Genomic DNA, 10,761 nt, shown 5'->3' with positions numbered 1-10,761 from the left:
CCGCCTGTCCATTGCTCGGTCTGTTACTGCTGGGAGAGTTCTCCATCGTCAGTGGGATGACCTTCGTTCCACTCAGCAAGTCCGGGTGTCCGTCCCAACGCAGCAAATGCATTTGGATACCGTGTTGGATACCGATGGAGCCCAGTCAGGCGGCGAGGCCGCGTCTCTTGAGACCTTATCCTCAGTCAGGAGTCACCCAGACGTTTACCTCTTGATCAGCCCGGACAACGACGAATTCTCCTCGTTCCCTAGGGGAAAATCCACGAGACGGGGTAAATTTTTTTCAATTCGTTTCAATGACGATCCCACACAGAGTAACAAAGATACCGCGATCTATTGAGCAACGAAACAAATGGAGGTCGGCGGAAGAATTCCAGGAAAAAACAGCGATTTTTCAGGATGAGCGAACGAGTCAAAGAAACTGTAGGTCGATAAAATTGGGATTCGAGAGGAATTTCACATGTCAACTTCGCTTTGGCAAAGCGTCCCTGAGCTCCTGGAACGCATGGAAAAACCGGCTTCCCAGCGGCTTCGCCGTCTTCACAGGCGTGTTATATTTCGCTAAGAAACTCACAGCAAAGGCCGGTGGACCGGTTCCGGCCAGTCGGTTCCTTTCCACTGAGGGTGAGAGACGATGGCGGCCAAGAAGACCGCGACCAAGAAGAAGACCACTGCGTCCTCGACCAAATCGAAAGCCCCTGCGGCTGCGAAAAAGGCAGCCGCCCCCAAGGCACCAAAGCCTCCCGCCAAAACGACGGCCCCAGCAACCTCGGCGAAGACGAAACCCGCTGCCAAGGCAGTGGCCAAGAAGCCCCTGAAGCTGACCGAAGCTCAGGAGAAAATCCTTCGTCTGATCGACGCCGCAGGTGAGACTGGCTATCTTCCCGCACAAAAATCAGAATTGCGATCGATCGATAAACTCAAGGAGTTGAAACTGGTCAAGCGAGGTGCGAAGGACAAGGAGACCGGGAATACCCCCTTCCTGACGACGGGAGCGGGAAAGAAACACCTTGCTTCTTCGGCCTCAGCTTGATTCGTTTGATGACGGCTCTCCACATGAATCAGGGATTCGCTGAGAATCCCTGATTCATGCGATTTTTGAGTGTTTGTTCCTGGAAGTAACAAAGTCTTTTATTGACTGAAGCATGCCGGCGCAAGGACGGAGTATCGTTGGGGGGCGATCGACGGTGATCTGCCAGGCCGATCGACTAACCCTCCCACCTCATGATTCGTTGATTTTCCTGTCATAAAGGGCGGCACAATCGACGAGCCTGGCGGATTCGCCGTCATGAACCGCCATCCGGGCACCGGACCAGAGCGATGCGCCTCCAAAGTTCCCGTCTTTGCGGACGCAGTAGAACGTCACATCGAAGTTCGGACGTCCCTGGTCGTCTTGGAGCTTTGGGTTCAGGTTCGTGCGGGCGATCTGCCTGCACGCTTCGAGCGCGGCGTCTTGAGGAGCTTTTCCGGCACGAAGGGCTTCGACAATGCGGAGGCTCGAGCAGTTCAACAGGTTCGCTTCTCCTCGTCCGGTGGAACCGGCGGAGCCGACCTCGTTATCCAGGTAGAGCCCGGCACCAAGGATCGGTGAATCTCCCACCCGGCCAGGAATCTTGAAATAGAGCCCTGAGGTCGTGGTCACGCAACCGAGGTTTCCGTGAGTATCCAGGGCCGAGCAGTGAATGGTTCCGGTCCCTCGGATGCCAAAAAACTGTTGAACAACGGGATCGAGCTGATCATCGGGCGGAGGAAATCGGTCGTCCTGATCGCTAAGCGTCTCTTTCCAGTGGAGCCAGATCTTCCGTGATGCTTCGGTCAGCAAGTTCACTTCGGGGAAGCCGTGCATTTGGGCAAAGCGAAGGGCTCCTTCACCGACCAGGAGGCAGTGGTCGGTTCGCTGCATTACCAGACGGGCCACGGCGGCCGGGTGCATGATGTTTTGAAGTGCGGCCACGGCCCCTCCGTTAGCCGTTGGACCGTGCATTACGGCCGCGTCGAGTTCAACCACTCCGTCTTCATTGGGCATGCCGCCATACCCGACACTTTGATCATTGGGGTCGGCTTCGACGATTGCGACCCCTTCGATCGCCGCATCGAGTGGATCTGCTCCGACGAGAATCAGATCCATCGCTTTCGCGACCGTTTGCAAGCCGTTGGCGCTGGCAACCACAACGGGTTTCCCCTTCCCAACGTCGCGTCGGGGAGAAGCACCAAGGCCCAACGTTGCGGCACAAAGTCCGGCGACTCCCGCTGAAAGCAAGCTCCGGCGATCAATCGGTTCCATCATGAGATCGAACTCCAACCAAAGAGCGAGAACGGAACATGAGCGTTTGGACGAGCCGGCCTTGGGAGAGATCGGCCTGAGCGGCTGAGCATACCGAGGCTTCTTGCCTCGAACCACCAGTCACGTCGGCCTCTAGGCCCAGAGATGGCCTTGACCCTGAACCGATCCCCAAGCATGATCCCGAATCTCTGGTTCCGACCGACCGGCTCGGACTTCGATGCGTTGCCACCTCCCGACCGTCCCCGGTCTCCTCCCGACTCGATCCTCCGCAATCGCGGTGGGAGCCTTGTTTATGGAAGGTCAGATCGTTCCGACGATTCCTCCACGCCACCGGCTTCTGGCGACGATGGCGCTTTGCCTGCTTGCATTTCCTTCTGGGTGTGGTGGGGTCGGGTTCCTTGGTACGACTGCATCAAGCTTCCTCCGGCATGTCCGGGAAAGCGACAATCCCAACGTTCGGTACGCCGCGTTCACGAAGCTCGCTGATCCCGGTTGCTACAGTGACGAGAACCAGAAGACCGAGGCCGTCCGCGAACTGGTTGCAGCGCTAGAAGGTGGAAACGAATCGGTGGCGACCCAGGCCGCCATCTGCCGAACCCTCGGAGCTCTGGATCGTCCCGAGGCCCTGACCGTGCTCCGCAAGACCGCACTGGCCGAGGACCCAATTGTGCGAACCGAGGCCTGTCGCGCGTTGGGGAAGCTCGGCACAATCGAAGATGCAACACTCCTGGCTCGGGTGATGACGACCGATGTCAGTCGCGATTGTCGGGTTGCCGCGATCGAAGCCCTGGGAGACCTGGCACCGGCTGACCCTCGTATCGGCCTCACGCTCGTGGAAGGCATGCGCAACCCCGACCCTGCCATCCGTGCTGCGAGCTACCAGACACTGAAGCTTATCACTGGTCAGGACCTCGGCTTTGAAATCAGCCAATGGGAGGAACTTGCCCAGGCTCGTCTCAACGAGATGCAGCCTCCCGACGTCCAGACCGCACCGTGATCCCTCGACTCGTCTGGCAATACCGTGCGGATTCGTGAGACAATTGTTCCGGGCAATGCATCAACCGGCATTGATGAAGTGACCCGGATCAAGCCGAACCCGCTCGGTTCGGGCTGTGTCGTTGAGGGATCATGGATACGCACTCTCTGGAGCTTCTCGAGTTCGACCGCATTCGAGCTTTGGTCTCGTCCTACGCGGCGTCTCCCCTCGGTCGGACCGCCGCTCTGGCCCTTGAACCCAGTCTCGACCTGGGAGAGGTTCGCCAGCAGCAGGCCTTGACGACCGAGATGACCGATGCCCTCACCGCCGGGCTTACTCCTCCCCTCGCGGGATTGCTCGACGTCCGGGGTGCGGTGCGTCGATCGGCCATCGGGGCGACCCTGGCCGCGGACGAGCTGGCCGAGATCGCTTCCTCACTTCGGATCATCGCCGAGGTGGATCGCTACCTCGTCCGCGTTGGCGATTCGTTCCCGAGGCTTGGCGCTTTAAAACAAAACATCGGCGAGTTTTCCGGCCTCGCCAATGCCATTGACGGTTGTCTCGATGCTCGAGGTCGCGTCCTCGATACCGCGAGTCGCCGTCTGTCGGAGATCCGTCGAGAGATTGCTGGCGTCGAGGAACGCATTCAGGAAACCCTTCGTCGGATGCTTCGATCCCCCGAGATCCGACGCATCCTCCGCTACCCGAATTTCACCGTCGTTGGCCAGCACTATGTTCTTCCGGTTGCCCGAGACTTCCGAGGGGAACTCAAGGGGTCGGTCCATCGGACCAGTGCCAGTAACGAAACGGTGTACATCGAGCCTCAGGCCGTGGCCGAGCAATCGGCCCAGCTCTCCTACCTCCGGGCGAAGGAAACCAAGGAGGTTCGTCGAATCCTCCGGTGGCTTAGTGCCCAGGTTGGTCAGGTCGCCGAACCACTCGCGGCCACGTTTGAGGTCATGGCGACGCTCGACCTCGTGCTCTGCCGAGGACGTTACAGTCTCGACTATCGGATGACCCCACCCGATCTGAACACCGAGGGCCGCATCCTCCTACGAGGAGCTCGTCATCCCATCCTCGAACACCTCTTTCGCGAGGAATCCCGAAGACTACGTGCCGAAGTTGAGGCGATTCGCTCCAGTGAGGAAAGTCCCGCGATCGAAATTGCGACCGGCTCAAAGCCAATTGAATCTGATGAGCTTGGCTCAAGCACTCCCCAGCGTGCTTTTTCCATCGGGTTTCACCAGATGCCGGTCGGCTCGCGTCCGTTGCCCCCTGAACTTCCCGACTCCTTTCGCGGTTTCCACGAACTGCCCGTCGGTTCCCGGCCCGCTCCCTGGGTTGATCCAAACCAGGAGTTCGACCGATCGTTGTTCCAGCCTCCTGTCGGGCAAACACTGGTTCCAGAGAGTTCGGAAGACAAACGCGACGCGTCTCCTGACGATGATGATTCCCCAGAAGCCCTCGATGAGTCGGCCCGACTCAAGGGAGGCTTGTCCGGACGCCCCCTCGAACAGCGTCGCCGTGAACGGAGTGAATCCTCGCAGAGCCGAGAGTCAAGCGATCTCTCCTCACCCCCGTCCGAATCCTCCCGAACCCGACCGGACCTCCCGAGCCGATCGGTCGTTCCCATCGACATCCATCTGGGCTATCAGTTCAATATCCTCGTAATCACCGGCCCGAACACTGGTGGCAAGACGGTGGCGATCAAAACCGTCGGCCTGCTGGCGATCATGGCTCAGTGCGGCCTACATATCCCGGCCAACCAAGGGTCACAGCTTTCCCTCCTCGATGACGTCCTCGCCGACATCGGCGACGAGCAAAGCCTGGAGCAATCCCTCTCGACCTTCTCCTCACACGTCCGTCGCATCACCGAGATCTTCTCCCGAGCCACCGAGAGATCGCTCATTTTGCTGGACGAACTCGGCGCAGGTACTGATCCCGCCGAAGGGGCCGCCCTCGGTCGCGCCATCCTCGACGAGATCGATCAGATTGGCTGCCGGGCAATCGTCACGACACACATCGGCGACCTGAAAACCTACGCCTTCTCCAACCCACACACCGAGAACGCCGCTGTCGAGTTCGACATCGAGACCCTTCGACCACGCTACCGGGTTCACATCGGCGACATCGGTGCGTCCAACGCTCTGCAAATTGCCCGACGCCTCGCCATGCCTGCTCATCTCGTCGATCGCGCCGCTCGATACATCGAACGGTCCCGAGACGACGGTCAGGGCTCTCCTGAGTGGGAGGTCGTGCAACGCCTCCGTTTCGAGGCCGAACAGGCACGCCAGGAGGCGATGGCGCAGCAGGCCGAGGCCGAACGCACCCGCGCCGCCCTCTCCCAGAAGCTCGCCGACCTCCAGTCCCAGGCCGAGCAAGATTCCCGACTGGAGGAGGCCCGCGCCCGACTCCAGCCTGGAGATCGAGTCGTTGTCCCGCGGCTTGGTTACGATCGTCCCGGTCGGGTCGTCCGAGTCGAGGCCCGAAAGAACAAGGCCGTCGTGGCGATTGGTCAGATGAATTGGGATGTCACGGTTGACGAACTGATCCCCCAGGTTCTCAAGACACCTGAGGCCCCCGCCGCCACTCCTTCCCGAACCTCACCGACTCGGGGCAAAACTCGATTCGAGTGAAGCGCTGACCAGGAGCCCGACTCGCATCGCATGGACATCGTTCCGAACGAACCGGCTCGTCTCGCGGGCGCTTCGAATCGGTTATGATTGAGCCCGTCCTCACCTTTGTTTCGAGCCGATGGGGCCGAGGTCGGATGGAGCAGATCTACTACACGCAATGCCCGATCGGTTACGGCCTCGGCGCGAGCAACGGTTTTCAGATCAAACGACTCGGTTCCGGCTATCCTCCCTCGGGAGACGTGCGACACCTCGCACTCCGACCCTTCCTACCTGGCTCCAACGGGAAGCTGCTTGCACCCGGAACCCTTCGCTACCGTCGCGTCGGCACCCTCGCGGAGGTGGCCTGGCTCGAACCCCGATCCCGTGAATACGAAACGGAACGCGGCCAGTGGGGACGACCCGGTGGGCACTTTGCTCATGGTCTTCGCCTGGACCCTTCGGAATGGGAATCAATCGCCTGCTGGCCTGCCGGCCTTTACAACCAGCCGTGCTGGCGACGCTCGGACCCTGAGCCCAGTCGAGGTCGACGGCCCGACGACTTTGCGATTGGTCCCGAGGCTCTGATCACGACTCCCGACCTTTCCCACGTGGCCCCACTGCTCGACCTCGATACCGAGGCATTGGCCTTCCTGCTCGCTCGGGTGGCCGAGGCGGCTCGAACCGGACGCACGCTCGTATTGATCGACGAGCCTCATCGCCTAGGTCCTCGCATCGCCGCCCTGACCTTTGCCTTTCCTTCCGTGCTTCGGGCCGAGTTGACCTTCTCGACCTATCACGATCGGCCCGAGGAACTCAGCGGATTTCGGATTCACGGAACGGTCCCGTCAAGTCCCAGCCCTCGATCTCTGCTCGCCAGCCTCGGTCCGGTGGTGGATTTGACCACCGATCGGGTCGAGTCACCCCCGGCCGTGATTCCAAACTGGGCTCAGGCACTGGCCGGTTGGGTCTCGTCTGACAACCCTCAGGAGTCCGAGCACTGGACTCTGACTGACTCAAGAACGCGGTGGGCTCAACGACCTGACGATCCTTCCGTCCTCTGGTCCGACACCTGGCTTGATGCTCTCATCGGCCTCGTCCATGCCTCGCGGTCTCCTGGAATGACTCCGAGATCGCAGGAGCAATGGAAAGGCTTCGCTCGGCAGGTCGCCTGGGCCACTCAGGTCGGTCTTCTGTCAGAACTCTCGGAGCCTCGGAAACCGAACTGGTGGCGCCCTCTGGTTCGAGACGCCAGCCGTGAGCCGTCCGCGCGCGATGCCTTCTGGCTTCTGCTCCTCGCCCCCGAAACCTGGACCGACACCGATGCGAACGCAGCCACCCTCTGGGGCGTGATCACCGCATTTTTTTGGGTCCGAGAGCCTGCGATTGCTCGTGAACAGCGACTCAACGCAATCGTTCAGCGGATCGCCCCCGTGGAACTCCTCGCCCGATTCCTCGATGGCTTGATCCGAACGGTTCCTTCAGAACTCGGTCAGTTCGCTCTGAACTGGATGGAACGCCGATCGACGATTGATCCCCGCGTGGTCCTGACCCTCCGAGCCCGGAACGCGGTCGGCCTCGTTCTGGATCGACCCGACACGGATGCCCTCGACCACGTCCTGCACCAGGCAATCCGTCTCCATGAGACTTTCCCAATCGTGCTCGACCTCATTGCCGACGAGGCCCTTCGACTGGGAAAAGTCGCGCCGATCGCCTCTGTGATCGCGCGTCGGATGGAGGCCGTCGACACCGACGCCCGGGTTTGGTACGAGTCCTGGGCTCTTGAGCGTCGTCTGGAAGGGCAGGGGGACTGGATCGACGCTTCCTTGGTTCGCCTGATGGCGTCCAACCAGTATCGTGACGAAGGTGAGGCCCTTCGTAATCGTGTCCCTCCGCGGTTGCTCCCCGTGCTGGCCGAATGCGTCCTGGAAGTAGCCGACCGTGACGACACTATGCTCGATGCGTATCGCTGGGCAGTGGAACGGCTCGTACTTGGACTTCCGGAGCCCGAACGCTTTGCCCTCGCTCCGAGTTGGGCTGAGCACTATCTTCAACATCTCGGGTCGCCGCTCGACCTCGCCTTAAGTCTCCGGCAATTTCCGGAGACCCTCTCCAAGTGGCTGGCTTCTACTCATTCCCGATTTCCGTTCACTCCGGGGTCAGTTGCCTTGTACGACGATGCTCAGCATCTCGTGCGATTGCTTGATGAAGGGGGGAAACTCCCCGAGGAATCCCTGCTACGCCGACTTCCCTTGGCCGATCGGGCCCCTTTGCTCTCCCTCATGATCGATCGTCTGACAGAGGAGCAGTTTGCACCCTGTCAGCCAATCCTCGAACGCTGTGGGCGTTGCTGGCCTGGAGCCTTCGATCCTGGAGCGGAAGGGATTGAATTGCTGGCGAGACCCCTCGCAGAACTCCTCCTTCAGTTTCTTCCCGATCCTGGGCTCTGGATCGAGGCACTCGAACAGGTTCACCTGTGGCTGGGACTGGATCATCCGGATGATGCCCACCTTCGGCATTCCGGACTCGGAGCCTTGATCGTTGCCGAGACGACCCGAATCTCGGCCGATGATGCTGCTTCCTGGAACCTCCGGTCTGTCCTGCTTCGACACCGTCGTTTCGCGACGACCCTCGTGGATGATCTTGGCCGCGACCTCCACGCTGATCGTCCGACCCGATCGATTGACGTCGCTCGTCGGTGGACTCTCTCGCTTGATAAAGGAGAGTTTACCGATCGATTCTTCGAGATCCTTCTGAACGCCTGTGACGGTCCGAGGCTCGCGGTCATCGTGCCGGAATATGCTGCCGAACTCTGGACGCTCCGACCGCTCGCGTGGTGGTCCGCACCCCAACAACAGGGCCCCGCTCTCGATCTCCGAGAGGGGTTTGCCAGGCTCGTTCCAATGGCTCCGTTGAAGGACCTCCGAAGCCGATCGTACATCGAGGCCTGGCTCTTTCGAAGCAGGCCGGGGGGGGCGTCCCCTTCCATTCGAGAGGAGCATCTTCCCCCGCTCATCCCGGAACCCGAGCCTCAAGAGTCCAGAGTGGCTGCCCCCCTCGGCCTCTCCCATCAGGCGGAATCGCGCTGGCGGTGCGTCCTCGCCCTCACCGAATTCCACTGGGAAGGAAAAACATCCGACGCTCGATGGAATGATCTGTTGCGATGGCGCAACGCTGGAAATTCAGAAGTTGCTCCTCCCCTCTTTCGACTTAACCTTGACGATCGATATGCCTTTGTTTGCTGGCTCGTCATGGCCCTTGAACGCCCAGTCGGTCATGATTACGCCTTGGAATCCCTGGCTCGATGGTTGACGAGGGAGGTCGGGATCCGATCACGGAGCCGGATTGTCAAGGGCCTCGACCAGATCGCCGCCCAGGGGATCGTCGTGTCCGCCGATCGCTTCCGACTGGCTCAGGACCTGGCCCATCAGATCGGGTTTCAACTCGATGATGAATCGAGGACGTAAACCGGAACAGGGGTTGCCACTTTCCCAAGGTGCTCGACCCTGGTACTTCATCAGGTCAAGACACCGCGATGTCGCGATTCGGGACCAAAGAGCAACCACGGAGCGGAAAAGATGACAACACAAGCCGAAGGGCCGCTGGTCCTAGGAATTGACCTCGGGGGCACCAAGATCCTGGCCGCTGTGGTCGATGCCGAGCACCGAATTCTCGGCCGAGCCAAGGAAGCAACCCCCGCCCGTGAAGGTGGGGCCGCCTTGCAAGATGCCTTGATCGAAGCTGGACGAAACGCCCTGACCGCTGCCGGTCTTGAACCCTCGAACATCGAAGCGCTTGGGATCGGCTCGCCCGGACCGCTTGATGTGGAGGCGGGCATCATCCGATCCAGCCCGAACCTCAACGTCGTCGACTTCCCCTTGAAAGAGACGCTGCATCAGGCCTTCGGTGTTCCCGTTGCCGTGCAGAACGATGTCCGCGCCGGCGGCTACGGTGAATTCATGCTCGGCGCGGGCCGAGGCTACCGCGACATCGTGGCCGCCTTCGTCGGGACCGGGATCGGAGGCTGCCTGATCCGAGACGGCGCGATCGTTTCCGGAATCACTGGCAACGCGGGCGAAATCGGTCACCTCATCGTCAAGGCCAATGGTCCCAAGTGTGGTTGTGGCCGTCGTGGTTGCCTCGAAGCCGTCGCCAGCCGCACTGCCATTACCCGACGCATTCACAAAGCCATCAAGAAAGGGGCCTCCACCCCGTTGCGCGAAGTGGTCCGCAACAAGAACTCCCGGCTCAAGAGCAAGGAGCTATCCAACGCCTATCGCTCGGGTGATCCCGTGGCGGTCCACGAGGTCGAGCGGGCTGCTCGATTCATTGGCCTCGCCCTGGGCAGCCTGATCAACGTCCTCGGCCCCGAAATCGTCATCATTGGCGGCGGCGTTACCGAGGCGATCGGCTCTCCCTTCGTCGAACTGGTTCGCAACGCCGCCCGAGGCCAGGCCATGGCCGACCCTGACCGCCGCGTCCACATCGAACAGGCTGAACTCGGCGACGATGCCGGTGTCCTCGGGGCCTCGCTGATTGCTCGGGAACGTTACCTCTCTGCTCCCTCATTGACCTGATCGCTCAGCAGATTCAAGGAGATCATCCGTCACCTGTGCCCTTCTGTCAGCGAAACACCAGATAATTCAATACGATGTGCTTCTTGCCGTTGGCCGTCGAGCGCATCAACGAAATGAAGCATGTTGATACATATGAACCGATCGTTCTTGGCAGCGTCCGGTCTCGCTCGAAGCCAAACTTATTATTCGATCTCGCGGACGCCTTACCGAAGCCAATCGCAACGTGCAGTTCGTGATCAAGGCTGTAATGATTGTTCGTCCTGGGAGACAAATCCCACCGTGGATTGTGGTTGAAATTATACGCATAACTCA

General features: G+C 60.4%; 7 protein-coding genes. 5 read left to right on the top strand and 2 right to left on the bottom strand.

Annotated features, from left to right (window positions below; translation table 11 throughout):
* Positions 1-634: 634 nt before the first annotated feature.
* Positions 635-1,033: a hypothetical protein gene (locus HG800_RS27090; protein ID WP_182830406.1), complete on the top strand. Its 399-nt coding sequence runs from the start codon at positions 635-637 to the stop codon at positions 1,031-1,033.
* 189 nt (positions 1,034-1,222) lie between these two features.
* On the opposite strand, the gene HG800_RS26585 is transcribed toward HG800_RS27090, so the two are convergent.
* Complete coding sequence (locus HG800_RS26585; protein ID WP_169981378.1) at positions 1,223-2,287, bottom strand: N(4)-(beta-N-acetylglucosaminyl)-L-asparaginase; 1,065 nt, start codon at positions 2,285-2,287, stop codon at positions 1,223-1,225.
* A 289-nt stretch (positions 2,288-2,576) separates the two neighbouring features.
* Here HG800_RS26585 and HG800_RS26580 point away from each other — a divergent pair, with 289 nt between their 5' ends.
* The 4 genes from HG800_RS26580 to HG800_RS26565 all read left to right on the top strand — a co-directional run bounded on the left by HG800_RS26580 (position 2,577) and on the right by HG800_RS26565 (position 10,449).
* Positions 2,577-3,281 (top strand): HEAT repeat domain-containing protein, encoded by a 705-nt coding sequence (locus HG800_RS26580; protein WP_169981376.1) that lies wholly within the window; start codon positions 2,577-2,579, stop codon positions 3,279-3,281.
* Positions 3,282-3,412: 131 nt separating this feature from the next.
* Positions 3,413-5,896: an endonuclease MutS2 gene (locus HG800_RS26575; protein ID WP_235963994.1), complete on the top strand. Its 2,484-nt coding sequence runs from the start codon at positions 3,413-3,415 to the stop codon at positions 5,894-5,896.
* A gap of 83 nt (positions 5,897-5,979) precedes the next feature.
* Complete coding sequence (locus HG800_RS26570; protein ID WP_169981374.1) at positions 5,980-9,339, top strand: hypothetical protein; 3,360 nt, start codon at positions 5,980-5,982, stop codon at positions 9,337-9,339.
* A gap of 111 nt (positions 9,340-9,450) precedes the next feature.
* Positions 9,451-10,449, top strand: coding sequence for an ROK family protein (locus HG800_RS26565; RefSeq protein ID WP_169981372.1), 999 nt, complete (start codon positions 9,451-9,453; stop codon positions 10,447-10,449).
* A gap of 46 nt (positions 10,450-10,495) precedes the next feature.
* Here the strand turns inward: HG800_RS26565 and HG800_RS27085 are convergent.
* A partial coding sequence (locus HG800_RS27085; RefSeq protein WP_206352486.1) for a hypothetical protein occupies positions 10,496-10,761 on the bottom strand: 266 nt, incomplete at its 5' end.

The organism is Tautonia rosea, assembly GCF_012958305.1.
Lineage (GTDB): Bacteria > Planctomycetota > Planctomycetia > Isosphaerales > Isosphaeraceae > Tautonia > Tautonia rosea.
The sequence above is the reverse complement of the archived record's forward strand: the minus strand, read 5'-3'. Positions and strand labels throughout refer to the sequence as shown.

What these genes read in the sequence shown, in the direction of transcription:
- HG800_RS27090 (WP_182830406.1), top strand. Translation starts at nt 635, where the DNA reads ATGGCGGCCAAGAAGACCGCGACCAAGAAGAAGACCACTGCGTCCTCG.
- HG800_RS26585 (WP_169981378.1), bottom strand. Translation starts at nt 2,287, where the DNA reads ATGATGGAACCGATTGATCGCCGGAGCTTGCTTTCAGCGGGAGTCGCC.
- HG800_RS26580 (WP_169981376.1), top strand. Translation starts at nt 2,577, where the DNA reads ATGGAAGGTCAGATCGTTCCGACGATTCCTCCACGCCACCGGCTTCTG.
- HG800_RS26575 (WP_235963994.1), top strand. Translation starts at nt 3,413, where the DNA reads ATGGATACGCACTCTCTGGAGCTTCTCGAGTTCGACCGCATTCGAGCT.
- HG800_RS26570 (WP_169981374.1), top strand. Translation starts at nt 5,980, where the DNA reads ATGATTGAGCCCGTCCTCACCTTTGTTTCGAGCCGATGGGGCCGAGGT.
- HG800_RS26565 (WP_169981372.1), top strand. Translation starts at nt 9,451, where the DNA reads ATGACAACACAAGCCGAAGGGCCGCTGGTCCTAGGAATTGACCTCGGG.